The organism is Streptomyces sp. WM6372, assembly GCF_001279655.1.
Lineage (GTDB): Bacteria > Actinomycetota > Actinomycetes > Streptomycetales > Streptomycetaceae > Streptomyces.
In genome coordinates this window covers 1-26,419 of record NZ_LGDB01000213.1, presented here as the reverse complement: position 1 = coordinate 26,419, position 26,419 = coordinate 1, and the positions used below count along the sequence as shown (strand labels likewise).

The window sequence follows — 26,419 nt, the reverse complement described above, 5'->3', positions numbered from 1 at the left end:
TCCGCTTGACCTGTCCGAGGTCACCAGGGAAGTGCGTTCTCCAGGCCCCCGCGAGCGCGACACCCATCAACCGGTGCTGGCCCCTGGGCGCTCAGGGAAGGAACGTTACTGCCGAGAAGGCCGGGGACGGCCCGTCGAGCAGGTGCCCCCGACGGTGGCGCAGGTGCTCGTCGAAGAACGCGAGCGGGTACGCCTGCTGGATCTTCACCGCCTGGTCCGGATCGAGGGTGCCGATCACGTCCTGGAGCTGCTGCCCGCTCCATCCGTACAGCTTCCCCACCTGCGGGAACAGTGCCTCATTGTCGCCGTACGAGATGTGGGCGGCACCCTGGGCCTGAATGTTCAGCCGCCAGCCCCGCAGGTGCGACCAGAACGCGGCGGCCTCGGGATCCGTGGCCCGGGTGAACACCGCGGACATCATCATGAACGGCCGGTCCAAGTCACCGGCCAGCGGCGGGTTCATCTGCATGGGGCCGTCAAGGCTCAGCCCGGCCCGGATGCGCTCATCCGCGAGCATGGCGCAGGCCGTGGCCGTCCCGCCCTTCGACCAGCCGAACGCGCCCATGCGCCGCGGGTCGAGGGAGCCGAGCAGCCCGGCCGGCAGCTCCCTGCGGTCCACGTCGGGATTGCACCCGGCGGCGAGCTCCTCGACGCAGTCGAGGACGAAGCGGAGGTCAGCGGCGAAGTCCCCAGGCAGCGTCGGCGCCTGCCGGTCGCGGAGCGGGACGGCGATCCGGCCGTCGGGGTACTCGGTGTACGTGTCGTACTGGTGAGCCACCGTCACAACAGCGTATCCGCGGCTGGCGAGCTCTTGTACCACGACGGTGTGGTCGCCCTGGTGGCTGTGCGCACCGTGCGAAAACACGATGACGGGCAGCCGTTGGCCCGTTCGCAGCACCGGAGCACCCACGTGGCCGGCGGTGAGCGGCCCCAGGGGGGCCAGTTCGCTGAACCCGACGTCGGCGAGGAAGGCCTGAAACGCGCCGGCTGGCATCCAGGGCGCCACCGGGTACCGCTGGACGTCACGAGCGGGATACCAGACGGTGGCCATCAGCTCGCGGAAGTGCCCGGGGCCCGCGATGTCGTCCGGACGCGACCGGTCGACGAGATGCAGCTGAACCGTGCCCACCGGATGCGGCCCGGTCGGCACGGGCAACGTGAGCCGCGCCGTGGCGGGGGCGGCCGCGGCCGAGGTCCCGGGGTCGGCCCACGCGGGGCCGGCGGCGGCTGCAAGCGGCACGGCGGCCCCGGCGGCCAACGCGGCTCCCAGCACGCCGCGGCGCGTCATGCTCTTCCCTCTGATGAACGGCGTGGTATTCACGGGGCCCTCCCCTAGTAACGGAACGTCAACCATGCCGCGACGGACAGTCCGTGGGCACAGAGGAACGCTGTCACGTACTCCTCCCGCAGAGCATCCGCCCACGGGCTTACACCCCGGGGCTGACGCGGTCGGCGCCATCGCCCGCTCGCGAGACGATCCCGATCCCGATCCCGATCCCCTCAGGCTCGCGAGCCAGGCCACTCGAAGTCGATCCTGCAGGCACGCCCGGTACGGCTGAGTTGTCGTGGGCCGCAGCAGTCACGCGAACGACGGCCACCGGTCGGCGGCCCACTCCCGCCAGTCGACCCACCCGGGCGGCGGGCCGGCGCCCCTGCGGCCCTCCAGCTCCGCCGCGTCGGGCTCCTCGAAATGCGCGCGCCCGTGCAGGATGTCGGCCTCGGACATCGGCAACGTCTCCGCGGGGGTGGTCGCCCAGCGGTGGGCGATACGGGTGCGTTGGGTCTCCTCGTCCACCGGCAGGTAGACCATGCGGAAGCACGCCCCCTCGGCCTCCACCAGCCAGCGGATCGCGGACCGTTCGTCCCGTGACCAGCAGCCGTAGTCCACGACGACGTCGGTGCCCAGTCTGACTGCCTCCAGGGCGAGCCAGAGCATGCGCCCCTCCAGCACGTCGCGCTTCCCGTCCGCCTCCGCCTCGCCGAACAGGGGGATCATCCAGTCGTCGGGCGTCAGACGCAGCGCGCCGTGCTCTGCGGCGAGCTGCCGAGCCCGTGTGGTCTTTCCGGCCCCTGGCAGGCCGACCATCAGGAACAACGTGGTCACCCCCAGATCGTGGCAGGGAAGCGAATCAGGAAGCCACCGTTTTATCCGCCCTATCACGGGCTGAGCCACAGGCGGAGGGACGCCACGGTGACAGTGCCGTGGAAGACGTAGGCGCGCTTGCCGTAGCGCGTAGCCACGGCGCGGAAGTGCTTGAGCCGGTTGATCGTGCGCTCGACCTCGTTGCGGCGTTTGTATCTCTCCTTGTCAAAGCCCGCTGGCCGGCCTCCTCGGCTTCTTCTGCGCCTGCGGTTGGCTCGCTGGTCCTTCGGTTCCGGGATGGTGTGTTTGATCTGGCGTCTGCGTAGGTAGCGGCGATTACGGCGGGAGCTGTATGCCTTGTCGCCGCCCAAGTGGTCGGGACGAGTGCGTGGATGCCCACCGCCGAGGCGCTTTACCCGGATGCGTTCGAGGACTGGGATCAGCTGCGGGCTGTCGCCCCACTGACCAGGAGTGATCAGCAGCGCCAGAGGGCGGAGACCGCCTTCCCCGGCAAGGTGGATCTTGGAGGTCAGACCGCCCCGCGAACGGCCGAGTCCTTCGTCGGGGCGGTGCTGCCGAGGTGTTGATCTCCGCTTGGGAACTCGCGGCGTCCTGCACGGAGCTCCGGCAGCGTGCTGATGGGCTCGGCACGAGGTGGAGTCCACGCTCACCATGCTCCAGTCGATCCGGCGTCCGCCGACCACCGACGGTGACGCTCATAGGCGGTTTTCCAGCTCCCGAACCGGTTCGGCAGACCCCGCCAAGGGACTCCTGTGCGGATCCGGAACAAGATCCCGTTGATCACTGTTCGGTGGTCACTCCAACGCCCGCCCCGGCCTCCGGACTTCGGCAGATGGGGCGCAAGTCGCGCCCACTCGTCATTCGTCAGATCGCCCCGCCCCACAAACCGAACAATGACCCTCCCGCGAGGCGACCCTCACATGATCCGCCGGACAGGACCTAGTACGGAAAGGAAGTCAGCACCGGGGCAATCCATAAGTACTGCTACTCGAATTAAGCGCACGAGGCGAAGGGGCACTCGTCCACGGTGAAGCTCGCGGGCAGCACGCGTCGCGTTCACGCCGCAGCCGGCGACGTCTCCAACGCGAACCTCACTGCCGGCCTCGCCTACACCTGCTCTACCGACTGCAGCGTCGACTAGGTTCCGATCCCCGCACCAGGCGGCAACTCCGCGTAACGCGCGGTAGGTTGGTGCGCCAGTCGGGGCCTGTTCGGTTGTCCGCACCGTCTCAGAGTGGCGCCACGTCCAACTCGGACTTACTCGACGAACGGGGAAGAGGAATCATGCGCATTACGCGTGCTCGAGTTGTACCGGTCGCTGTGTCTCTCGGGTCGGGTTTGCTACTTGGCCTAGCGGGCCCCATTGTCGGAAAATGGGAAAATCCCGTTTGCGTCGCCGCGGGTATTGTTTTTTCTAGTGGTTGGCCGTGGGCCTGCTACGCATTATTGGTGGGCTATTTCCGCCGCTCTAAAATCGAGTCGACATTGCTGGCGCCTTTGGGATTGGCCATCGGCGTCGTCACATACTACCTTTTCAAGGAGATAAATCCCGCTGTTCCGGCAGGGATGGAACCCACCGCCTCCATTCCGGCCGGAATGGAATCCGACACATCCAGCGAGGGGCAAATTCTCGTGTGGGGAATAGCGGCGTTCGCGTTTGGTGCGCCTCTGGGACTCATCGGGAACGTAGCGCGAACACCCGGAGTTGGTGGCCTTCTGTTCCGGCTGCTTGTTCCATTGATCGCCTTCTTCGAGGCGACTCAGCGATTGGGCGTGGAGGCGGACTCGCAGGGTCAGGTTTTCGCCATAACCTGGAACGTAACTCGCGTGGCAGCATGCGTCGTCGCCGTGGCTCTCATGGGACACACGGTGTGGAGCTGGCGCGTTCGGCGTAGCCGAGCCGGCGGGCGAACGGAAGCTGCCGCGCCTGCACGGCGTCTCTGACTCCTCGTTCTGACGTCATCCAGATGCCCGAACGTTCCGTGCTGACGCACCTATGAGGCAGGACTGATGGACTTCAGTGTCCGGGCGAAGAGCGCTGCCGCGTTCTCGCCCGTCATCGACACTCAAGACAGCAACCCGAGCACGACACAGGCACATGATCGGCCGGACAGCTCCTGGCGCCTACGGCGGCACCGGCCGCTGTCGTGGGCCTGCCGGGCCGGACGGACCGGAGACCCGGCCGCTTAATTGAGTGGCACGCGGTGCGCGGGCCTGCCTAATGTGACGGCGCGACCGCGTCCCCCGATGCGCTCGGCTGCGGCTACTTCCTTCCGAAACCAAGTGACGCCGCGGCCACTTCTGATCTCGGGGTGGCGCGGGCGTCTGCCCCGCCCGTCCCTCCGCCCCGTCGGACGCCTCGGACGGGGCTTCCCATTGCCCTTGGATCCGGGGGGATTCCCTGCCTCGTCACACCCCGCGCACGTCGAAGATCTGGTCCGAGATGCTCGTGGCCCCGCACATCTCCGCCGCGGCGGCCCGTACCGCGCCCGATCCGTGGTCCCACCATCACCCCACCGGGGCGGACCCGCTCACTTACGAAGGCGGCCCCGGCTTCGTCCGGGAGCCGCGCGAGGAGCTCTTCCTCCTGGCCGTGGGGAACTTCGTCTCCCAGCAGACTTTCTACGAGAGCGGCCAAGAACGCGACGAGCGGTACACCCGCCTCGTGGGTGAACTCGCCCTCCAGGACCCCGCATGGACGGCCGGCCTGCTGCGTTGGCTCCGGGGCGAAGGAAACATGCGTACCGCCTCCCTGATCGGGGCGGCCGCGTACGTCAGGGCACGGCTCGCCGCCGGGTCTTGCGTGGGGCCGTCCAACCGGTCCGTCATCGACTCGGTGCTCCAGCGCGCAGACGAACCGGGCGAGTTGCTCGCCCACTGGACCTCGGCCTACGGGCGGAGCGTCCCACAGCCCGTGAAACGGGGCATCGCCGACGCCGTACGGCGGCTGTACTCCTTCCGCTCCCTCCTGAAGTACGACACCGCGTCGAAGGCCTTCCGCTTCGGCGACGTCCTCAACCTCGTCCACGCCACACCGGACCCGGCCAAGCCCTGGCAGGGCCAGCTGTTCCGGCACGCCCTGGACCGCCGGCACCGCCCGGAGGACGCGTCGCCGCCGCCCGGCGACCGGCTGCTCACCGCGCACCGGGCCCTGATGGAATTGCCGGTGGACGAGCGGCGGGCCGTGGTCACCGGGCCGGACGGCGCCGAGCGGCTGGCCGCGGCGGGCATGACCTGGGAGGCCCTGGCGGGCTGGCTCCAGGGACCGATGGACGCCGCCGTCTGGGAAGCCGTGATCCCCTCGATGGGACCGATGGCGCTGCTGCGCAACCTGCGCAACTTCGACGGGGCCGGGATCTCGGACGAGGCGGCGGCCGGAGTCGCCGCACGGATCTCGGACGCCGAGGAGGTCGCCCGGTCCCGGCAGTTCCCCTTCCGCTACCTGGCCGCCCACCGCCACGCACCCTCGGCGCGCTGGTCGGCGCGGCTGGAGGTGGCGCTGAGCCACTCGCTGGCCAACGTACCGGCCCTGACCGGCCGGACCTTGATCCTGGTGGACCGGTCGGGGTCCATGTTCTACGGCACCGTCTCGGAGCGGTCCACCCTGACCCGGGCGGACGCCGCGGCCGTTTTCGGCACGGCGCTGGCGATGCGCGCCGAGGAGGCGGACCTGGTGGAGTTCGGATCGTCGAGCGCGCAGGTGCCGTTCCGGTCCGGGGAGCCGGTGCTCGACGTACTCAAACGGTTCAACAACCTCGGGGGCACCGACACCGCCAAGGCGGTACGCGCCCACTACCGGGGCCACGGGAGGGTCCTGATCGTCACCGACGAGCAGACGGGCCCGCACCTGGGGCGCCGCGGTCCGGCGGAACCGGTCCCGGAGGACGTCCCGGTCTACACCTGGAACCTGGCGGGGTACCAGCCCGCCCACGGCCCCGGCGGCCCGAACCGGCACACCTTCGGTGGCCTGACGGACGCCGGGTTCCGGATGATCGGCCTCGTCGAGGCCGGCCGCGAGGCCCGATGGCCATGGACGTCACAGGACTAAAGGTTGTTGCAGAACATCCGGGATGGGGCATTCCTCTTGTATGGGTGGGGTGTTGCGGGCTGAGCCGTTGTGGGTGGAGACGTTCACCGGTTTGCGGATGGGCCGGTTCGAGAAGCTGCTGAGGGTGGTGCGGGAGCGGGGCGGGAACGGGCCCGGGGGCGGCCGGCCGTGGTGTCTGCCGCTGGCGGATCGGGTGCTGCTGGTGGCGGTGTACTACCGCACCAACCTCACGATGCGCCAGCTCGCCCCGCTCTTCGGGATCTCCCCGGCCACCGTCTGCCGGGTGATCAACAAGCTCGGCCCGCTGCTGGCGCTGGAGCCGGCACCGCGGCCCGTCGCCGACGTCGAACGGCTGTGGATCGTGGACGGAACCCTGATCCCGGTCCGCGACCGCACCGTCGGCGCCTCGTCGAGGAACTATCGATTCTCGGCGAACGTGCAGGTCATCATCGACGCCGACACCCGCCTGGTCGTCGCTTCGGCCCGTCCGGCGCCCGGGAACAAGGCCGATGCCCACGTCTGGCGGGAGTCGGACCTGCCCGCGAAGGCGGCTGGGACGACTGTCATCGCGGACGGCGCCTACCTGGGCACCGGACTGATCGTCCCGCACCGCAGACGAGCCGGACGCCCCCTCCTGCGCGGCCAGGAAGAGGACAACGCCGAACACCGACGGGTGCGGGCCCGCGTCGAGCACACCTTCGCCCGGATGAAGAACTGGAAGATCCTGCGCGACTGCCGCCAGAAAGGCGACAGCCTCCACCACGCCGTCCAGGCCGTCGCCACCATGCACAACCTCGCCATGACACAGTGAAACAGCAGGTCAGCCAGCACACCAACCCGCCCGCACCCACCCTTCTGCAACAACCTTTAGGGCGCGTATCGAAAGTATTTTCTGGGGAGCGTTAGGCTGCTCGGCTACGGTACGAGCATGGTGAATTTCGTGCTGGTTGCAGGTGCACGGCTCGGGGCGTGGGCGTGGGACGAGGTGGCGCCGTGTCTGCGTGCGGCTGGCCACGGCGTTTACCCGTTGACACTGTCCGGCCTTGCTGACAAGCGGGGTGTCCCGGCGGGGCAAGCGACTCATGTCCAGGACATCGTTGCCGAGGTGGAACGCCAGGGCCTGCGTGACGTAGTCCTGGTAGGTCACAGCTACTCGGGCATTCCAGTCGGGCAGGCCGCGGAGCGGATCGGGGACCGGCTGGCCCGCGCGGTATTCGTGGACTCCAGTGTTCCAACTGACGGCGAGTCGTTTGTCTCCGCCTGGCCGGACGGCGGAGCGGCGGTAAAGGCATCGATCGCCGAAAATGGAGGGTTCTGGCCGCTCGCGCCAGCTTCTCACTACGATGGCGAGGGTCTCACTGATGAGCAGATCGCACGCCTCGTCCGCGGCTCGACGCCTCACCCAGGCGCCACGCTGACCGAGCCCGCCGTGCTGGCGAGGCCGCTCAGTGAACTTCCGGCGACTTACATCCTGTGCGTGCTCGCGGGGGCTGAGCACGAGGATGCCGAGCCCGACAAAGACGTAGCCGAGCTATTGGACAGCAAGCACTGGCGGCTGATCAAGATGGACACCGGGCATTGGCCGATGTTCTCCCAGCCGCGCGAGCTGGCACGGATTCTCCTCGATGCCGCCGTGGAGTGACAGATCTTCCACGCTCCGGGTTCCTTCTGGACGCGCCTCATGTGCGCTGGTCACAGCCATTCGTCGATAGCCGCTATGAGGACGGTCGCCTCATAGCGGACCGCTGGTTTGTCGTATCGCGTGGCGACGGCACGGTGCCTCTTGAGGCGGTTGATCCCGCACTCGACCGCGTGGCGCTCGCGGTAGTCGACCAGGTCGAACTTCGGCAGCCGACCGCCGCGAGAGCCGCGCTGCTTGCGGTGACGCGCTTGGTCGGCTTTGTCCTGGATAGTGCAGCGGTTCCCCCGGCGACGCAGGTAAGCGCGGTTCTTGCGGGAGGCATACGCCTTATCAGCACGCACCCGATCGGGATAGACGTGGCCGGCCCGCCCCAATGCGGGGCTCGCTGATCTTCCTGAGCACGGGTTCGAACTGCGGCGAGTCGCCGCGCTGCCCGGCCGTCACCACGATCGACATGGGCTTCTGGCCCTGCTCGACGGCCGGGTGCAGCTTGGTGGTGTACCGCCGCGCGAGCGCCCCAGGCCATGATCAAGGGGCTCGGTGAAGACACCGCCCGGCGGCTCCTTCTGAAGATCACCCAGGTTTCGGGCCCCGGCCGCGTGCTCATGGGCGCGGCACACGGTGGAATCGATACTCAGGTCCCACGCAATCGCACCCTTCGCATCGGCTATGGACTGGAGCCGGATGAAGACCCTGTGCCAGGTACCGTTCCGCTGCCATCGGCGGAACAGGTCGTAGATCCGGCCCCAGGGCCCGTACACAGTGGGCGCATCCCACCACGGAACGCCCGTTCGGACCCGGAAACGTATGCCGTTGATCAACTGCCGCCGGGGCCAGACAGGCGGCCGTCCCGCCTTCGCTCCTTTCGGTAGCAACGGCTCCAACGCCCCCCGCGCTTGAGGTTGGCGATCTGGTCGGCAGGTTGCGGGATCACGGCCCGTACTCCGCGTCGTCGTAGGTGGTCCCGGATGGCCGGTGATGAGCACGCCTTGTCCGCCAACACCACGAACGGCGTGGTCCTAGGCCTGCGCCCACTGAGACCCGGTCTGACACGTCCAGGCGATCGCATCGATCACCTGCTGGTGGTCACGCCACCGACCGCCTCGCCTCGGCGTCCGATCAGGCAACATCGACTCCATCCGCGCCCACTGCGCATCAGTCAACGGAACGGCCAGAGCAACGATCGGATGATTGGATGATCGGAAGGAACGCCTAACCCAACAGCGCTGCCCAGCAGTCCGGGCTCCCCCCCTGCGAGTGGCGGCAACTGCTGGAGATCGCACCCGCCAGACCTCAGGGGCCCGCTCCTCGCACCCCCTACGTCGGTGTGAGGAGTGTGAAGTCGGCGAAGTCGAACCCGGGTGTCACCAGGCAGCTCACCAGGACCTCTTCGTCGCCGGCGGGGCAGGCGCTCTGCCAGTGGCCGGCGGGCACGCACACCTCGAGCTCGGTGCCGGGGGAACCGTACGATCCCAGGCGGTACTCGGTGACCGTGGTCGGTGCCGGCCCGGGCGGGCTGATGTACAGGGCGAGGGGGCCGCCGTCGCGCCAGAGCCAGATCTCGTCGCTGGCCACCGTGTGCCACTGGGACCGTTCCCCCGGTGCCAGCAGGAAGTGGATGAGGGTGGCCGACGGCCGCTGACCACGGCCGGCCGGATGCGCAACGGCGAAGGGAGAGGTATAGACCCTGCGGTACCAGCCGCCCTCGGGGTGGGGTTCCAGGTCGAGGGCGCGGGCGGTCTCGGGACGGGAAGTCATCGGTGGCAGCCTCCGGTCGGGACGGCGGTCTGAGGGTGGTGGGTGAACCGTAGCGCTCGTCGTAGCTCTGGAGGAGCGTTCTGGTCAGGTAGCGCGCGCAGTGGTGCTGGTCGGTCCCCCACGGGATTCGCGAGTCAGCCGCTCACCGCGCAGCAGGTGGATGCCGTTGCCCGGATGGCCCTCCACAAAGCAGCCCGCTTCGCCCGCTCACCAGCCAGGATCCCGGTCGAGCACGGCATCGCCTGGAAGTCCGGCGATGGCTCGGACGCTTTCGGGCAGGGGTTCAGGACGGGATCCACCCCGTCGACGGACACTCCGCACCCCACTGCTCGTTCTGGGACCGCCCGCCTCGGTGAGCCTCCGCTCGTCCGGACGGGCCTGGCTCCGTCAGTGGCTCAGCAAGTCGATCTCCACCAGCTCCTCCTCGGACAGCAGCTCTCCGTGCAGCGCGTCGAGGTTCTGGTCCAGCTGGACCACGCTGCTCGCGCCGGTGATCACCGACACCACCCGGGGATCGCGTAGCACCCAGGAGATCGCCAGTTGCGCCAGACTCTGTCCGCGTCGCTCTGCCAGCTTGCCCAGTGTCCGCAGCCGGTCCAGCTTGGCGCCGCTCAGCGCCTCCTCCTTGAGGAAGTGCCCGACGGACATCCGCGACCCCGCGGGTACCTCGCCGGCGAGGTACCGACTCGTCAGAAGGCCCTGCGCGAGCGGCGAGTAGGCGATCAGGCCGGTGCGGGTCTCGCCCACCGCGTCCAGCAGTCCGTCCTCCGGGGTGCGGTCGAGGATCGAGTAGCGGGCCTGGTTCAGCAGCACCGGTGTGCCCAGCTCCCGCAGGATCGCCACCGCCTCGCGGTGCCGCTCGGCCGGATAGTTGGAGATGCCGGCGTACAGCGCCCTGCCGGAGCGCACCGCCGTGTTCAGCGCCCCCATGGTCTCCTCGAGCGGGGTCTCGGGATCATAGCGGTGCGAATAGAACACATCCACGTACTCCAGACCCATGCGCTGGAGTGACTGGTCCAGGCTTGCCAGCAGGTACTTACGGCCGCCACCGTCCCCGTAGGGACCGGGCCACATGTCGTAGCCCGCCTTGGAGGCGATGAACAGCTCGTCCCGGTACGGACGGAAGTCCTGCGCGAGCAGGTAGCCGAAGTTGCGCTCCGCGCTCCCGTACGGCGGCCCGTAGTTGTTCGCCAGGTCGAAGTGCGTGACACCCCGGTCAAAAGCCCGGCGCAGCACCGCCCGCTGCACCTCCAACGGCTGGCTGCCACCGAAGTTGTGCCACAGGCCCAGCGACACGACGGGCAACCGGACACCGCTGTCTCCGGCGCGGCGGTAGGCCATACCGGCGTAGCGGTCTTGTGCAGCATGGTGGTTCATGTCGCAATCCTGCCCGATCTCCATCAGAATCAGAACAAAATCAACACATCTCAACATTGAGCCGAGGGCGCCCCGAGCGCGCCGTGGCCGCCCCCGGAGCACGAGAGCCTGCCGTGGCCTCGTCGGCCGCATCGACGCGGCAGTCTCTGGACGTGCTCCACCGGTCGTCGTTATTTGGCGACGGTAAACCCTTGATCCGTTCCGTACTTGGCACTTGCGGCCCTCCAGGCCTCCAGCCCCTGGGCCAGGGTCGTAGGGGAGACGTACGCCTTGCCCACGGTGTCGTTGAAGACGGAGTTCGCGTACACCTGGTACGGCAGGTAGGACCAGCCCGCGGTGACGTCACGGGCCGCGTCGGCCAGGATCCGGTTGGCCTGCTGCCCCCCGAAGTAGGGGAACGGGCTGTCCAGGAAGGCCTGCGATTCCAGGTCGGCCCGCGTGGCGGGGAAGGCGCCCTCGGAGACGCGGGCCGTGGCGCCGGCTCCCGTGGTCGCGTACTCGATGAAGGCGTAGGCCAGCGCCTTGTTCTTCGATGCCTTCGGCACGGCGAGGGAGCTGCCCCCGTTCTCCGCACCCGCCTTGGCACCCTTGGTCCACTGCGGGAGGGGCGCCACGCGCCAGTCCCCCGACGCGGCGGGGGCACCCGTGACGAAGTTGGCGGGCATCCAGGCGCCTATGGACAGGGTGGCGATGCTGCCGTCCGACAGGCCCTTGTACCACTCGTCGCTCCAGGAGGTGACCGGCGCGAGCAGTCGCTCGTCGATGAGCCTTTGCCAGGTACCCGTGTACCGAGCCGTGCCGGTGTCACCGAAGTCGATGCCGATCTGGGTACCTTCCACCTTGTACGGGTGTCCGCCCGCCTGCCAGATCAGGCTGGTCGTGGCGCCGGCGTCCCCGGTGTCGTTCGTGATGTAGAGCTTCGGGTCGGCCTTGTGCAGGGCGCGCGCCGCCTCGACGTACTCGTCCCAGGTGGTGGGGACGGCGATGCCGTGCCGGTCGAAGACCTTCTTGTTGTAGAACAGCGCCATGGGTCCGGAGTCCATGGGGAGGGCGTAGATGCCCTTGCCGTACTTCACCCCGCTCCAGGGGCCGGTGGTGAAGGCCTGGTCGTGGGCGGAGGCGCCGTAGGGGGAGAGCTCCTCCAGGGATTTGCCGATGGCGAACTGACCGACCGCGTAGTACTCGACCTGGGCCACGTCCGGGGCTCCCGAGCCGGCGGCGATGGCGTTCTGGAGCGCGGTGTACTGCTTGTCGCCCGTGCCCGCGTTGACGAGCTCGACGTCCACCTTCGGATACTTCTTCTCGAAGTCGGCGGCCACCTTCTTCAGCGTGGGCTCCCACGCCCACACCGTCACCTTGCCTCCGGCTTCGAGCGCTGACGCCACGTCCTTCGCGGAACTCTCGGTCCCCGAGTCCGGTGAACCGCAAGCGGTTACGCCGAGGGCCAGGGCGCACGTCGCGGCGACGGCGGCGAAGATCCGGCGGCGGCTTTTCGTTCTCATCAGTGGTGCTCCTGATTCGGTGTGCGGATGAAGTGGGTCGGGAGGGGCCGAGGGCGGGGCCGGACGGTCATTCCTTGACGCTGCCGGCGGCCAGGCCCGACTGCCAGTAGCGCTGGAGCAGGAGGAAGACGACGACGATCGGCGCGATCGTGAGCAGGGAGCCGGTGATGATGAGGTCGAAGACGGGCTCGCCGCCCGCGGTCCTGGCCTGGGCGCTCCACGCGTTGAGACCGAGCGTGAGCGGATACCAGTCCGGATCCTTGATCATGATCAGCGGCAGGAAGTAGTTGTTCCAGGTGGCGACCATGGAGAAGAGCAGCACCGTCACGGTTCCCGGCATCAGCAGCGGCAGGGCGATCCGGAAGAAGATGCGCAGCTCGCCGGCGCCGTCGATGCGGGCGGCCTCGAGCAGTTCGGAAGGCACCGCTTGCGCGGTGAACACCCACATCAGGTAGAGCCCGAAGGGCGAGACCAGGGAGGGGATGATCACTGCCCACGGCGTGTTGGCCAGGCCCATGCCGCTGAACATCAGGAACGTGGGGACGGCGAGGGCCGTGCCCGGGACGGCCACGGCCCCGATCACGACGGCGAACACGGCTCGGCGACCGGGGAACTCGTACACGGCCAGCGCGTATCCGCCGAGGACGGCGAGCAGCGTCGCGCCGCCCGCGCCGGCGGCGACGTACAGCAGGGTGTTCAGCGTCCAGCGGACGAAGGCGCCGTCGTCATAGGTCAGCGTGCGGGAGATGTTGTCCCAGAGCTGGAAGTCCTTGCCGAGCCACAGGCCGAAGGAGCCGAGGAGGTCCTCCTGGTCCTTGGTCGCGTTGATGACCAGCCACACGAGAGGCAGGAGGGTGTACACGAGGACCAGCCCGGTCACCAGGGTCAGCGGGATGCTGGGCCTGGGGTCGAGCGGGGTGTGGGCCCGTCGGCGGCGCCGCCGCGGCGCCGCGTGGGGCGGTTGGGCGACGGGGGGCCCGGGCGATCCGGCGGTCGCGGCACCCGAGTCCGCGCCGGAGTGGACGGTGCGCTCCATCGTGTCCGAGGGGACTCCGGTGGGGTCAGTGATCATGTGCTCAGACCTTCCGCATACCGCGGAGCTGGACCGCGTAGGCGATGACCGCGGTGAAGACACCCATCACGATGGCGATGGTCGCCGCGTAGTTGTGCTGCTGCCCGGAGAACGCCAGCGAGTACGTGTAGAGGTTCGGGGTGTAGTCGGTCGTGATCGCGTTGGGAGCGAGGTTCTGCATGATGTTCGGCTCGTTGAACAGCTGGAAGGTGCCGATGATCGAGAAGATCGTCGCGATCACCACCGCGCTGCGGATGGCCGGCAGTTTGATCGCGGTGACGATGCGCCACTCCCCGGCACCGTCGATGGCCGCCGCCTCGTAGAGGGAGCGCGGGACCACCTTGAGCGCGGCATAGAAGATCAAGGTGTTGTAGCCGACGAACTCCCAGGTCACGACGTTGCCGATGGAGGCGAGCACCAACGAGGGCGAGAGCGGGTCCGGGAGCGCCAGGCCGAACGCGTCGTTCAGGTTGCCCACCAGGCCGAACCGGGTGCCGTAGATGAACCCCCACATCAGGCTGGCCACCACGGCCGGTACGGCATACGGCAGGAAGACGGCCACCCTGAAGAAGGCCTTGCCGTACAACCGGCCGCTGTCGATGGCGAGCGCGACGAGCAACGCGATCCCCAGCATGACCGGCACCTGGACGAGCAGGAACAGCCCCACCCGGACCGATCCCTCCCAGAAGCGCGCATCGGTCAGCGCTTGGAGATAGTTGTCCGCGCCGACGAAGGAGGTACCGCCGATGAGCCGGTCGCGCATCAGGCTGAGATGGAACGCGTACCCGATGGGAGCCAGGAAAACGAGGGTGAACACCGCTGCGAAGGGTCCGGCGAACCCCCAGCCGACGAGGGCGCTCCGACGTGCGCGTGAACGGGAACGGGAACGGGATGGGGGGACTGCCTTTGCCGGTGCCGGCAGGAGCGACATGGTGGGTCCTTGTGTCAGTGACCTACAGGTCCGCGACGGAGGGACGTGATGACTGGACTCCGGGCCGGAATCGGCCTCATGCGGCAGGACCTGATGAGAAATGTTTACGTAACCATCGGTCCCGCGATCGTGGCACTCCCGGTGGGGGGCGTCAAGCATCTTGCGCCCGCCGGCCGAAAAACGAGCCGCCAAACGGAGACGCCCGCCCGCCGATGCGCCGTTCACGTGCACCCGGCCGAGGCGTTCCGACCAACCCTCCATGCCTGACGCGAAGTTGGGTGACCGGTCGCCATGCGGGCCGGCTGTGACGATTCACGTCCGACTGCTTGACAGGCCCCGACGCGGCTCCCAGACTCACAGCCAACCGCTGAGTGTTTACGTAAACATTACAGAGGTGGAACACCGATTTCACCGGGGCCGGCTTCAGCGCCGGGTCCGAAGCCTTGGGCGCATCCGCCGAAGGACGTCTCCTTGACCGCCAGCAATCGCGAGGTACTCATGCGACGTCACCCCCCTTATCTGGCAGCCCTGTTCGCCGTTGTGGCCGCTCTCTTCGCGAGTCTCCTCGGCGGTTTCGGCACCGCCGCCGCCTCCCCCTCCCCCATCACCCTCATCAACGCGACGCAGTTCACCGATCCCGCCGGCCGGCCCGTCCACGCCCATGGCGGAGGGGTCATCAAGGTGGACGAGTACTACTACTGGTTCGGTGAGGACCGGAACCCCGACAACAGCTTCCGGTACGTCTCCGCCTACCGCTCCCCCGACCTCAAGACGTGGGAGTTCCGCGGCCACGTCCTGTCCCAGGCGAGCCACCCGGAGCTGGCCACCGCCAACATCGAACGCCCGAAGGTGATGTACAACCGCGCCACCGGACAGTTCGTCATGTGGATGCACAAGGAGGGCAGCGCCACCGACTACGGCGAGGCCCGCGCCGCGGTGGCCGTCTCCTCCACGGTCGACGGCGACTACGCCTGGCGCGGGAGCTTCCGGCCACTGGGGCACATGTCGCGGGACATCACGACCTTCGTGGACACCGACGGCACCGGCTACATGATCTCTGCCGCCAACGAGAACGCGGACCTGCACGTCTACCGGCTCACCGCGGACTACACCGGCATCGAAACCCGGGTGCAGAAGCTGTGGGCCGGCCAGTCGCGCGAGGCTCCGGCCCTGTTCAAGCGCGACGGCGTCTACTTCCTCGTGACGTCCGGTGCCACCGGCTGGTCCCCGAACCAGCAGAAGTACGGCACGGCGGACAGCATCACCGGCACCTGGAGCTCGCTGCGGGACCTGGGCGACGGGAGGACCTACGGTTCCCAGACGGCCTTCGTGCTGCCCGTCGAGGGCACGTCCGGTGTCACCACCCACCTGTACATGGGTGACCGCTGGGGCAATTCGATGGGCGGCACCGTCAACGACTCGCAGTACATCTGGCTCCCGTTGAAGTTCCCGACCAGGACCACCCTGTCCATGGACTACTACCCGCAGATCATCGTCTCCACGGAGAACGGGACCGTGCGGGGCATCGGGGACTGGCACACCCTGACGGCCGCGCACAGCGGCAAGTGCGCCGACGCCGCCGACTGGTCGGTGGCCGAGGGCGCGCCGCTGATCCAGTGGACCTGCGCGGCGGGCAGCGTCAACCAGCAGGTGTGGTTCCAGGGCGTGGGAGACGGCACGGTACGGATCATGCTCCGCCACAGCGGGAAGTGCCTCGCGGTCCGGGACGCCTCCCCCGACGACGGCGCCGCCGTCATCCAGACCACCTGCGGCGACGCGCCCGGGCAGAAATGGAAGTCGGCCCAGGCAGGCCCGACCGGCATGCGGCTCGTCGCCCAGCACAGCGGCAAGTGCGTCGACGTCGCGAACCGCTCCTGGGCCGACGGCGCGCGGCTCGTCCAGTGGACGTGCAACGGCGGCGACAACCAGACGTGGCGGAGCTCGGCCGTCTGACCCGTCCCGCCTCCGCCCCGGAACCGGCGGGGCCGTGTGAACCCACGGCGTGGGACACGGCCCCGCACGGCCGCCGGGGCGGTCAATCCTCGACGGGGCCGAGGTCGGGCGCGTCCCGGAAGGCCACCTTTCGTTCACGACCGGGGGCGTGGAGTTCGAGTACGACGACTTCGTTCGCGCCGCTGCGCAGCACCGGGCCGGGGACGTACAGCGAGCGCTGGGGGCCCCGGGACCAGTAGCGGCCGAGGGCGAAGCCGTTGACCCAGACACTGCCCTTCCTCCAGCCGTCGAGGTGGAGGAAGGTGTCGGCCGGCCGGTCCGCGTCGAAGGTGCCCCGGTGGAAGGCCGGCCCGGTCGGCGTGACCGCCCCGGCGCCGAACGGAAGGTCCTCGAGGGCCGTGAGCGGCAGCGGACGGCTGGTCCATCCGTCGAGCGGGGAGCCGTTGAGCAGAACGCGGCCGAGCAATCCCTTGCGGTCGTGGATGCCCTCGCCGTAGTTCACCCGCCCCTGGTTCTCGACGAGAACGGTCAGGACGGCGCCCGGCCGCGGGACGGCGAAAGTCAGGGCGTGCTCGTGGCTCTCCCGCTCCAGCACCCCCACGGCCTGGCCGTCGAGGAAGACCTGGGCGCGGTCGCGCACCTGCTCCAGTTCGAGCAGGGCGGGCCCGGCATCCGGCAGCTCCGTCTCGTACAGCACGAAGCCGTAGTCCTGTCCGAGTTCCTCCATGGTCAGCGGACGGCGCGAGGCGACGGCGTCTCCGAGGACCGGCGCGGCGTCCAGCAGACCGATGCTCTCGGTCAGCCGTACCGCCTCCAGGCTGAACTTGGCGGCACGTGCGGGCGGGAACTCCGCCGGGACCGGGGCGTACTTGGCGATGACCTCGCGGAAGGCGGCGTACTTCTCGGTCGGGTCTCCGGCCTCGTCGAGGGGGGCGTCGTAGTCGTAGGAGGTGACGGTCGGCCGGTAGGTGTGCTTGTCGTTGGCACCGTTCATGAAGCCGAAGTTCGTGCCGCCGTGGAACATGTAGAAGTTCACGGAGGCCCCCGTCGCGAGCAGCTCGTCGAGCTCCTGGGACGCCTGCTCCGCACCGCGGACGACGTGGTTGCCGCCCCACCGGTCGAACCAGCCGATCCAGAACTCCGTGCAGAGCAGCGGTCCGGACGGCCGGGCCGTGCGCAGGGTGGCGAGGTGCGCGGCCGACCGGCTGCCGAAGTTCGCGGTGGCGAGTACTCCCGGCAGCGCCCCTCGTTCCAGGTCGGCCGGCTGGTCGCAGGTGAAGAGCGGGACGTCGACGCCGTGACGGTGGAGGGAGTCGGCGAGGTGTTCCAGGTACGCGGTGTCGTCTCCGTACGCGCCGTACTCGTTCTCGACCTGCACGGCCAGCACCGGCCCGCCCCGGGTGGCGAGCCGTTCGTGCAGCGGGGGCAGCAGCCGGCTGAAGTAGTCGTCGACCGCGGCGAGGAACTGGGGGTCGCGGCTGCGCAGCCGCATGGACGGGTCGGCCAGGAGCCATGAGGGCAGGCCACCCCCCTCCCATTCGGCGCAGATGTACGGACCGGGCCGCAGGAGCACGTGCAGCCCCTCGGCGGCGGCGAGATCGAGGAACCGGCCGAGGTCGAGGCCGCCGTCCATGCGGAACTCGTCGGGCCGCGGCTGGTGGAGGTTCCACGGTGCGTACGTCTCCACCGTGTTGAGCCCCATGAGACGGGCCTTGTGCAGCCGGTCGGCCCAGAGGTCGGGGTGGACGCGGAAATAGTGCAGTCCGCCCGAGAGGATGCGGAAGGGATCGCCGTCGAGCCGGAATCCGTCGTCTTCGATCTGGAGAAGGGGCATGCGCGTGCTCCTCAACTGAGCAGGAATGCGCGGATCGCGCGCGGGACTGTCGCCGTTTCTGAATGTTTGCGTAAACATCGAGGACATGGCAACCCCATCTGCGTGTGTCACTCTCATGGATCGTCCCGCGGGCAGCGGACGGTCAGGTCGGCAGCTCCGCCCAGACGAGCTGGCCGGTGGCCGTCGGCCGGACTCCCCAGGCGCTGCTCAGCCTGTCCACCAGCAGCAGGCAGCGGCCCGTGCAGCTCTCGACGCGGACCGGGAGCGTACGGGAGCGGGCGTCGAAACCCGGTCCGGAGTCCTCGACTTCCGGCCGCACCACCCTTTGGCCGGTGCCGGGACACCGCGGGACCATGGTGATCCGGGCCGGGGTGCCGCCGTGGCGCACGGCGTTGGTGGTCAGCTCGGTCGCGAGCTCTGCGAAGCGGAGATCCAGGCTATCGACCCTGCCTGAGACCGTGTCCGTACGTGATCAGCGAACAGGTCGCTCGTAGGGGACGGACTCCCCCGGCCTCAGAGCTGGGTGGTGCCCAGGAGCAGCTGTCCCACCGAATCCCTCAGGACGGAGCAGGCCTCGGGGTCGAGGCCGTCGTCGGAGACGAAGTAGTCGATCTCCGAAAGCGCGATGAACCGGCTGAGACCGACGACGCCCCATTTGGTGTGGTCCGCGACCACGGCCACCTGAGTGGCGCAGTCGATCAGCGCACGGTTGGTCTGGGCTTCCGCGAGGTTCGGAGTCGTCGCGCCGGCGCGTTCGGACACGCCATGGGCGCCGATGATGAGCAGGTCCACCTGGAGGGAGCGGATCGCCTGGTCGGCGAGAGGTCCGACGAGCGAGGCCGACTTGGTGGGAGTGCCGCCGGTCAGGAGCAAGGTGGGACCCGCGGGGCCGGGCTCGGCTCCGGTGGGCCGCAGTAGTTGGGCGACCGGCAGGGAGTTGGTCACCACCGTCAGACCCGCGACGTCCCGAAGCCGGGCGGCTACGGCGTAGGACGTCGTCCCGCCGGAGATGGCCACGACACTGCCCGGTTTCACGAGGGCGGAGGCCGCCTCGGCCACCGCCGACTTGGCCCGCGACTCGAGACCGGCTTTCGTCTCGAACGCCGGCTCGTCCCCCGTGGTGACGGAGGCGCGGATGGCGCCCCCGTGCACCTTCGAGAGAGAACCGGTGCGGGCGAGCACGTCGAGGTCGCGGCGAATGGTCATGTCCGAGACGCCCAGCTGTTCCACGAGATCGGCCACCCGCACGGCACCGTCGCGGCGCACGATGTCGAGGATGAGCGCTCTCCGCTGGGGTGCGAGGCGTGCTGACTCGGTCACGATCTCGTCCCCACTCCTCTGCGCGCCGTCCGTGTTGGCCGTCGAAGTCACACGGCATCCCTCACGAACGAACAGTCTACGTCGCCGGGCCCCGCCCTCACCTCGTTCTCATGCGATGCGCCGGGCGCCCGCGGCCGGGGAGACCGGGAACAGGTGCGGAGTCTGGTACCCCGCCGCACGGAACGCGGTGGTGACGGCGGCTCCGAGGGCCTCCACCCGGCCCTCCTCCGCCAGCACGATGACGGACCCGCCGAAACCGCCACCGGTCATGCGCGCCCCGAGGGCTCCGTGCGCCAGGGCCGTGTCCACCACGAGGTCGCTCTCCGCGCAGGAGATCCGGAAGTCGTCGCGCAGCGATGCGTGGCCGTCGGTGAGGATCGGCCCCAACGCCGCCAGGTGTCCGGCCCGAAGGTGCGAGACGGCGTCGGCGACCCGTGCGTTCTCCGTCACCACGTGCCGGACCAGGGGCACCAGGTGGGCGGGGAGCGCTGCGGCCGCCCGGGACAGGTCCGTGGGAGTGAGGTCGCGCAGTGCCGACAGCCCGAGCAGACGTGCGGCCTGCTCGCACCCGGCCCGCAGGGCCGCGTACGCCCCGTCGCCGAGGTCGTGTTTCACCCGGGTGTCGACGACCAGCAGGCTCATCCCCTGAGCCTCCGGGGCGAAGGGGACCTGCTGGTGGGCGCCGGCGCGGATGTCCAGGTGCAGGGCCGCCCCGGCGGTGCAACAGGCGGAGGCCAACTGGTCCATGGCCCCGCACGGCACGCCGGCGAAGCCGTTCTCCGCACGCTGGCCGATCAGAGCGAGGGCGGGAGCGCTCAGGCCCAGCCCGTAGAGGTCGTTGTAGGCGAAGGCGACCGCGCACTCGAGCGCGGCGGAGGACGAAAGGCCCGCGCCTGCGGGCACCGTGCTGTCGATGTGCAGGTCGGCGCCCCCGAGCCCGTGTCCGGATTCGCGCAGCGCCCAGACGACCCCCGCCGGGTAGGCGCCCCAGGTGGTGACGGCTCCGGGGGTGAGGTGGGCGACGTGGAGGTCGATGACCGGGCCGTCGCCCTGGGCGCTGTGCAGCCGCAACCGGCCGTCCTGGCGCCGCCGCGCCGCCACCAGGGTGTGCTGGGGGATGGCGATGGGCAGCGCGAAGCCGTCGTTGTAGTCGGTGTGCTCGCCGATCAGGTTGACTCGGCCGGGCGCTGCCCAGACCCCCTCCGGATGCGTACCGTAAATGCGCCGGAAAGCCTCGATCATGCGGTCACCTCGCGTTCAGGGCCGGGAGGTGGGCCACGACCACGCTGCCGATGTAGCCGGCTCCCCCGGTCAACAGGTACCGGCTCATGACGCGACCTCTCGCAGCCGTGCGGCAGCCGCTTCCGGGGACACGTCGTTGACGAAGGAGTCCATGCCCGATTCGACCCCGGCGAGGAACTTGAGCTTGCCCGCCGACCTGCGCACGGTGAACAGTTCCAGGTGCAGCGCCAGTTCCTGGCCGCCGGTCTTCGGCGCCTGGTGCCAGGCGGAGATGTAGGGGGTGGGAGCCGTCTGCGCGGGCTCTCCTTCTTGACGGAACAGGCGGTCGAACCTGCGCAGCAGCTCCAGGTACATCCCGGGGAACTCGGCGCGTTCGGCCTCCGTGAGGTGGGTGAGGTCGGGGACGCGGCGATGGGGGTAGAGGTGCACCTCGTACGGCCAGCGGGCGGCATAGGGGACGAACGCCGTCCAGTGCTCCCCCGCCAGGACCACGCGCGAGGTGGCGGCCCGGGCCTCGGCCAGCAGGTCCTCGAAGAGGTTCCCGCCGGTGACGGCCCGGTGCGTGTCGGCGACGGCGATCATCTTGGCGGTCCGCGGCGGGACGAAGGGAAAGGCATAGACCTGCCCGTGGGGATGCGCGAGCGTGACGCCGATCTCCGCGCCGCGGTTCTCGAAGCAGTACACCTGCTCGATGCCGGCGAATGACGACAGCCGCTCGGTGCGGTCCGTCCAGGCGTCGAGTACGAGCCGGGCGCGGTCCTCGGTCAGGTCGGCGAAGCTCGCGCCGTGCTCCGGCGTGAAGCACACGACTTCGCAGCGTCCGAAGCGCCCCGCCAGCGAGGGGAACCGGTTCTCGAACACGGCCACGTCGTAATCCGCCGCCGGTATCTCGCTGTGACGCCCGTTGCGCGAGGGGCACAGGGGACACGCGTCGGTCGGCGGGTGGTGGGCCCGCCCCTGCCGGTGCGAGGCGATCGCGACCCAGTCCCCGGTCGCCAGATCCAGGCGCAGCTCCGGATGACTGTCGACGGACTCCAGCGCACGCCGGTCGACCGTGTCGCGCTCGGCGCTCTCGTCGAGGTCGAAATAGATCAGCTCGCGGCCGTCCGCGAGCTTCGTCGAGGTTCTCTTCACGGAAACGTGCCCGTCTCTCGGAGTACGGTACGGCGCTGTCGCGAGCCATACGTCGACAAGAGTAAACAGAAAACAACTAAAGTCAACGTTTGGACCTGTCAGGTGCGTCCCCGGCGGTGCGCGCTGCGGGTGGAGCCCTTCGCCTTGCGCCGCCGCAGCAGGACCAAAGCGCCGCCTGCGAGGGCCCCGGCGCCGCCCACGGCGCCCCCGACGACGCCGATCCGGTCGGCCCTCCCGGGCGCGGTTGCGTCGGTCCCCGCCTCCCGTGAAGTCGCATCAGGAGCGGTGTCACCGTTGACCGGCGCCTCGTCGGCCCGGGCGGACGAGGAGATGGCGGGCGATCCCGTGGGAGTCGGACTGGGCGACAGCGCCGGGGACGCCGAAGGGGAGGCGGCGCCCCCCGGTGTGGTCGCATGGACGTCCGGTCCGGGGCCGGCGGTCGTGCTGGTGATGGCGATGTCGTCGAGGAAGAGGACCGCTTCGGATGCCCCGACGCGCTTCGACGGCCCCTTCTCAGGACGCCAGTTGGGGCGGTAGGCGCCGATCCTGAAGTGGGGCGGTTCGCCGCGGTGGTAGTTGTTGGCGCCCTGGTGCGAGCCGACGATGACGCCGTCCCGCGTGACGGCGATCGAGCCGGGCTTGCCCGCGGAGGACCACGTGATGTCGAAGGTCCACCGGTTCCAATGACCCGGACGCGCAGCACCGAGCGGGATGACGGTCTCCTGTATCTCACCGTTGGTCATCCAGTGGACCTTCAGTTGCCAGTCGGCGCCGTGGACCGAGAGTGCCACGACGGGCTTGATGTCCCCGCCGTCATCCTGCGTGCTGAACCACTGGGCGACGATGGTGTCGAGGTCCCGCTCCTGCCAGTCGCCGGGCAGGTAGTTGGCGAAGCTGAAGCGATGACTGCCCGCGTCAAGGCCCTTGATGACCAGTTCGGACTTGAACGAACGTCCGTCGTTGGGAATGTTCACGCGCACGGCCTGCCCCGGCCTCCCGCCCGGCGCGGGCCCGACGAGGACACGGCCGAAGCCGTTGATCGCCATGAACGGCAACTTCTGGGAGGGAGACTCGAAGTCGTACGACACGGAATCGGCGGCGACTGCCGGGGAGGCGGCGGCCAGGCCTGCGGCCAGCAGGGCGCTGGTGCAGGCCGTGAAGAGGCGGGCCGACCGGCCGGCGGGCGACAGCGGTATGGCGTGGGGCATGGCATGTGTCCTTGCGGGAGAGGGTGTCGAAGATTAAGGCCGACGGTCGGCGGCGGGACGGAACGGGACGGGACGGCGAAGCTGACAAGGCCTTCGACGGAGACCGTCGGGTCACAGCGGGGAACTGGGCGACAGAGCCCGGTACGGCAGGACCCGCTCAGGGCCTTCACACTCGCGCGGGGGACGGACCGGCAACCAGGGTGACTTCGGGTCCGGGCGTGGGCTCAGGTCGGGAGCCGTGCTCCCTCGACGGCCCGGTACAGCGTGACGCCGAGTGAACAGAGGTCACCGGCGGCCCCGGCGTCACCACCGCGCAGGCGTTCCGGAGCGAGGTGCGTTCGTGGAGCACGGCCGGCCACGAGCCGTCCTTGTTCCGGCGCTGTCGCCGTTTCCCGCTTTCCTGTTGTGCGACCGTACGGCGGCCCATAACGCCACGCCGTATATGCGGCCAAGAGGTGTCGGCCAATACATTGCACCGTCGGCCGCCGCCCGCCGCTCCAAGTGGTGTGCGGCGTAATGGATTTCAAGCGGTCTTCTGAACCGCCACAATTACCTGACGCCCACCTGATGCATGGCCAAACTTACGACACCCCGTCACATGAGTGCAGAAATGCCATTTTGCTCGGAATGATTCGCGGCGCCGGCGCGCATGGCACCGGATCAATACGGGTTAAGGCGGACGATGGGCGGGGCCACGACGATGTAGCCCTGCCCGGCCTCGTCGGAGTCGGCTTGATGCAGCGCATGCGTGCCGAGAGCCGCACACCGGTGCTGCTGATCTCCGCGCGGACCGATCCCGTGGACGTCGTAGTGGGGCTTGAGGCGGGCGCCGACGACTACGTCACGAAGCCCTTGGGTCACGCCCACCGAACTCAAACCCGTCCTCGCGTTCGCCGCACGACCGGGCGTGGTCCTGTCACGGACCGCGGTGCCGGAGCAAGTGCGGGACGTGCCTGGGAGCGGTGACGACAGGATCGTCGACGTGCACGTGCAGCGATTGCGCCACAAGATCGGCCAGGAGCACATCGTCACCGTCCGCGGTTTCGGCTACCGCTTCGAGCCCTGACCGGTTTCAGCGCTCATGGGTGCGCCGCTCGTCCCTCACGTCCCCTGCGTCTCCGCCAGGATCAGCCGGCCGACCTGTTCGCCGAGGACGGTGCGCGCCTGCTCGGCGAGTCCGTCGTCGGACACGAAGTAGTCGATCTCGGACAGGTCGGCGAACCGACTCAGCCCGACGACGCCCCACTTGCTGTGATCGGCAACAACGGCCAGCCGGGTCGCGGCGGAGATCAGCGTACGGTTGGTCTCCGCCTCCGCGAGGTTCGGGGTGGTCACCCCGGCCCGCTCGGAAACGCCGTGCGCGCCGACGATGACGAGGTCGACCTGTAGCGAGCGGATCGCCTGGTCCGCCAACGGCCCCACCAGGGAGGCGGACTTGGTGGGGGCTCCGCCCGTGACCAGCAGGGTCGGGGCCGCGGAGCCGTCCTCCGCCCCGAACGACCGCAGCAGCTCCGCGACGGGCAGGGAATTGGTCACCACGGTCAGGTTCGCGATGTCGCGCAGCCGGTGGGCGACGGCGTACGTCGTCGTCCCACCGGAGATCGCCACGACGCTTCCGGGCTGGACCAACTGGGCGGCCGCTTCGGCGACCGCGGCCTTGGCCGCCGACTTGAGGGTGGACTTGGTCTCGAAACCCGGCTCGTCGGACGTGGTGCCCGACGTACTCACGGCCCCGCCATGTACTTTCTCGACCGACCCGGCCCTCGCGAGCACGTCCAGGTCTCGGCGGATGGTCATGTCGGACACCCCGAGCTGCTCCACGAGCGCGGCAACGCGTACCGCCCCCTTGCGGCGCACGGTATCGAGGATGACTTCTCGCCGCTGGGCCGCCAGCGGTGCCGACTCCGTCACAGTCCCACCCAATTATCTCTAGCACATTCCAGACAGAGATCAATTGTACACCGCATCCAATAAGGGTGGGCAAGTGGTTCGCAGGCCCTTCGTCGAACCTTCGTACCCCAGGGCGGATTTGCCGGGTTGTGTATCCGATCGACCGGCGCCGGCGACCGACCCCACTCTTTTGTCCGCGCGAGCACTTATGCCGAATAGCGGCGGTGCGTACCGAAAGGCTTAACCCGATCCCCCTCGCCCTCCGTGTGATTGATCGTGCTTCAGACCGGAGGCATTTTTCAACCGTCGGGACCCGCCCCTCCTTGGGGGCGGGACCCGCCGTACCGACCGCGCCGTACCGCCGTCGTGCGCACCCGTGTCAGTGGGGCAGGCCGACAGCCCTTTCGCCGCTGCGGCGCTGCTGGATGACGACGGCTGCGACGAGGAGGGCACCCTGGGCGACGTTCTGCCAGAAGGTGTTGATGCCCTCGACGGTCAGACCGTTCTCCAGCGCGCCGAGCAGCGCCACGGCCAGGAGCGTGCCGCCGATCCCGCCCTTGCCGCCCTTGAGCGCACAGCCACCCAGCGCCGCCGCCGTGATGGCCTTGAGTTCGAGGCCCTCGCTGCCCGACACGGGCTGCCCCGAGCCGGTCCGCGCGGTCAGCAGGATGCCCGCGACCGCCGCGACCACACCGATGAGCGCGTAGACGGCCACCAGGTACTTGTTGATGTTGATGCCCGCCAGGCGCGCCGCGGTGTCGTTGCCGCCGATCGCGTAGATGTTCCGGCCGATGTCCGTGTACTTCAGCATGACGTGCACCGCCAGCGCCACGATCACCAGGATCCAGATCATCACCGGTACCCCGGCGATCTTGCCCCGGCCGAGGAACACGAAGAGGGGGTCGTTGAGGACGTAGCCCTGCGCGCGGCCGTCGGAGACGAGCTGGGCCACGCCCTTGTAGGCGGCAAGGCCGGCGAGCGTCGCGATCGTGGGGTTGACCCGGCCGTAGACGATGGCGACGCCGTTGACCACACCGACGAGGATGCCGATACCGATCGCGGCGGCCATCCCGAGGTAGGGGTTGGATCCGCCGGACGTGAAGACCATGGCGCTCACGACCGAGGCCAGGCCGGCCTGGGAGCCGACGGATATGTCGAGGCCGCCGCAGATGATCACGACCGTCTGGACGATGGCGAGCAGCCCCGTGATCGTCACCGCCTCGCCGATGACCTGGATGTTGGCGAGGCTGAGGTAGTTGTCGTTGAGGAACCCGAAGAGGGCCAGGACGAGGACGAGGGCGCCGATCAGGCTGAGGTTCTGCCCGCCGAGCGAGGCGAGCAGGCCTCCTGCGGTCTTCCGCGCCGGAGCGGGGAGGTTCTCGGTGGTGGCCGGCGTTTGGGTGG

The 26,419-nt window shown here is 69.1% G+C and carries 21 protein-coding genes and 3 pseudogenes; 5 read left to right on the top strand and 19 right to left on the bottom strand.

From position 1 onward, the window contains the following. Positions 1–91: 91 nt before the first annotated feature. The 3 genes from ADK52_RS29055 to ADK52_RS40580 all read right to left on the bottom strand — a co-directional run bounded on the left by ADK52_RS29055 (position 92) and on the right by ADK52_RS40580 (position 2,987). Entirely contained in the window at positions 92–1,288 is a 1,197-nt protein-coding gene (locus tag ADK52_RS29055; protein ID WP_234344302.1) for an alpha/beta hydrolase family protein, read from the bottom strand. Between the two features lie 291 nt (positions 1,289–1,579). Then, positions 1,580–2,104 (bottom strand): AAA family ATPase, encoded by a 525-nt coding sequence (locus tag ADK52_RS29050; protein ID WP_053692819.1) that lies wholly within the window; start codon positions 2,102–2,104, stop codon positions 1,580–1,582. Positions 2,105–2,157: 53 nt separating this feature from the next. Beyond that, positions 2,158–2,987, bottom strand: a protein-coding gene (locus ADK52_RS40580; RefSeq protein ID WP_420714947.1) for an IS5 family transposase whose coding sequence is annotated in 2 segments (ribosomal slippage) — positions 2,158–2,759 and positions 2,759–2,987 — 831 coding nt in all. Because the reading frame shifts where the segments join, the coding sequence is not laid out codon by codon here. 1,560 nt (positions 2,988–4,547) lie between these two features. Here ADK52_RS40580 and ADK52_RS29040 point away from each other — a divergent pair. The 3 genes from ADK52_RS29040 to ADK52_RS29030 all read left to right on the top strand — a co-directional run bounded on the left by ADK52_RS29040 (position 4,548) and on the right by ADK52_RS29030 (position 7,794). Continuing rightward, the gene (locus ADK52_RS29040) at positions 4,548–6,152 is read left to right on the top strand and encodes a TROVE domain-containing protein (RefSeq protein WP_053692817.1); all 1,605 of its coding nucleotides are present in this window, start codon (positions 4,548–4,550) and stop codon (positions 6,150–6,152) included. Positions 6,153–6,192: 40 nt separating this feature from the next. Beyond that, positions 6,193–6,963, top strand: coding sequence for an IS5/IS1182 family transposase (locus tag ADK52_RS29035; RefSeq protein WP_053692816.1), 771 nt, complete (start codon positions 6,193–6,195; stop codon positions 6,961–6,963). A 117-nt stretch (positions 6,964–7,080) separates the two neighbouring features. Further along, positions 7,081–7,794, top strand: a complete 714-nt coding sequence (locus ADK52_RS29030) for an alpha/beta fold hydrolase (protein WP_053692815.1) — start codon at positions 7,081–7,083, stop codon at positions 7,792–7,794. A gap of 50 nt (positions 7,795–7,844) precedes the next feature. Here the strand turns inward: ADK52_RS29030 and ADK52_RS40570 are convergent. The 8 genes and pseudogenes from ADK52_RS40570 to ADK52_RS29000 all read right to left on the bottom strand — a co-directional run bounded on the left by ADK52_RS40570 (position 7,845) and on the right by ADK52_RS29000 (position 14,434). After that, positions 7,845–8,678: pseudogene (locus tag ADK52_RS40570) on the bottom strand (IS5 family transposase). After that, positions 8,678–8,848 (bottom strand): annotated as a pseudogene (locus ADK52_RS44020) (IS5/IS1182 family transposase); the annotation flags it as partial. The pseudogenes ADK52_RS40570 and ADK52_RS44020, both read right to left, overlap by 1 nt. Further along, the gene (locus ADK52_RS45115; RefSeq protein ID WP_420714948.1) at positions 8,814–8,924 is read right to left on the bottom strand and encodes a hypothetical protein; all 111 of its coding nucleotides are present in this window, start codon (positions 8,922–8,924) and stop codon (positions 8,814–8,816) included. The gene ADK52_RS45115 and the pseudogene ADK52_RS44020, both read right to left, overlap by 35 nt. 187 nt (positions 8,925–9,111) lie before the next feature. Then, positions 9,112–9,552 (bottom strand): cupin domain-containing protein, encoded by a 441-nt coding sequence (locus ADK52_RS29020; protein WP_053692814.1) that lies wholly within the window; start codon positions 9,550–9,552, stop codon positions 9,112–9,114. A 387-nt stretch (positions 9,553–9,939) separates the two neighbouring features. Beyond that, entirely contained in the window at positions 9,940–10,929 is a 990-nt protein-coding gene (locus ADK52_RS29015; protein WP_053692813.1) for an aldo/keto reductase, read from the bottom strand. Between the two features lie 170 nt (positions 10,930–11,099). After that, a complete protein-coding gene (locus ADK52_RS29010; RefSeq protein WP_053692812.1) occupies positions 11,100–12,431 on the bottom strand; it encodes an ABC transporter substrate-binding protein in 1,332 nt (443 codons plus the stop codon). A gap of 67 nt (positions 12,432–12,498) precedes the next feature. Further along, positions 12,499–13,467 carry a carbohydrate ABC transporter permease gene (locus ADK52_RS29005; protein WP_053692853.1) on the bottom strand — a complete coding sequence of 323 codons (969 nt, stop codon included), beginning with the start codon at positions 13,465–13,467 and terminating at the stop codon, positions 12,499–12,501. 40 nt (positions 13,468–13,507) lie between these two features. Then, on the bottom strand, positions 13,508–14,434 hold the full coding sequence (locus ADK52_RS29000; RefSeq protein WP_053692811.1) for a carbohydrate ABC transporter permease: 927 nt from the start codon (positions 14,432–14,434) through the stop codon (positions 13,508–13,510). A gap of 498 nt (positions 14,435–14,932) precedes the next feature. Here ADK52_RS29000 and ADK52_RS28995 point away from each other — a divergent pair, with 498 nt between their 5' ends. Beyond that, complete coding sequence (locus ADK52_RS28995) at positions 14,933–16,387, top strand: RICIN domain-containing protein (protein WP_053692852.1); 1,455 nt, start codon at positions 14,933–14,935, stop codon at positions 16,385–16,387. 82 nt (positions 16,388–16,469) lie between these two features. Here the strand turns inward: ADK52_RS28995 and ADK52_RS28990 are convergent, their stop codons facing one another. The 6 genes from ADK52_RS28990 to ADK52_RS28965 all read right to left on the bottom strand — a co-directional run bounded on the left by ADK52_RS28990 (position 16,470) and on the right by ADK52_RS28965 (position 23,125). Next, positions 16,470–18,221 (bottom strand): glycoside hydrolase family 35 protein, encoded by a 1,752-nt coding sequence (locus ADK52_RS28990; protein ID WP_053692810.1) that lies wholly within the window; start codon positions 18,219–18,221, stop codon positions 16,470–16,472. Between the two features lie 142 nt (positions 18,222–18,363). Further along, the gene (locus tag ADK52_RS28985; RefSeq protein ID WP_053692809.1) at positions 18,364–18,609 is read right to left on the bottom strand and encodes an ATP-binding protein; all 246 of its coding nucleotides are present in this window, start codon (positions 18,607–18,609) and stop codon (positions 18,364–18,366) included. Positions 18,610–18,734: 125 nt separating this feature from the next. Beyond that, positions 18,735–19,541, bottom strand: coding sequence for a DeoR/GlpR family DNA-binding transcription regulator (locus ADK52_RS28980; RefSeq protein WP_053692851.1), 807 nt, complete (start codon positions 19,539–19,541; stop codon positions 18,735–18,737). 108 nt (positions 19,542–19,649) lie between these two features. Further along, positions 19,650–20,783, bottom strand: a complete 1,134-nt coding sequence (galK, locus tag ADK52_RS28975; protein ID WP_053692808.1) for a galactokinase — start codon at positions 20,781–20,783, stop codon at positions 19,650–19,652. An 84-nt stretch (positions 20,784–20,867) separates the two neighbouring features. Continuing rightward, a complete protein-coding gene (galT, locus tag ADK52_RS28970; protein WP_053692807.1) occupies positions 20,868–21,917 on the bottom strand; it encodes a galactose-1-phosphate uridylyltransferase in 1,050 nt (349 codons plus the stop codon). Between the two features lie 98 nt (positions 21,918–22,015). After that, complete coding sequence (locus ADK52_RS28965; protein ID WP_053692806.1) at positions 22,016–23,125, bottom strand: heparin lyase I family protein; 1,110 nt, start codon at positions 23,123–23,125, stop codon at positions 22,016–22,018. Positions 23,126–23,824: 699 nt separating this feature from the next. Between ADK52_RS28965 and ADK52_RS40555 the strand changes: the two are divergent. Further along, positions 23,825–24,191: pseudogene (locus ADK52_RS40555) on the top strand (response regulator transcription factor); the annotation flags it as partial. Positions 24,192–24,226: 35 nt separating this feature from the next. Here ADK52_RS40555 and ADK52_RS28955 read toward each other — a convergent pair. Both ADK52_RS28955 and ADK52_RS28950 read right to left on the bottom strand, forming a co-directional pair. Continuing rightward, entirely contained in the window at positions 24,227–25,036 is an 810-nt protein-coding gene (locus tag ADK52_RS28955) for a DeoR/GlpR family DNA-binding transcription regulator (RefSeq protein ID WP_053692804.1), read from the bottom strand. 358 nt (positions 25,037–25,394) lie between these two features. Continuing rightward, on the bottom strand, positions 25,395–26,419 hold a 1,025-nt coding region (locus ADK52_RS28950), incomplete at its 5' end, for an ABC transporter permease (protein WP_053692803.1).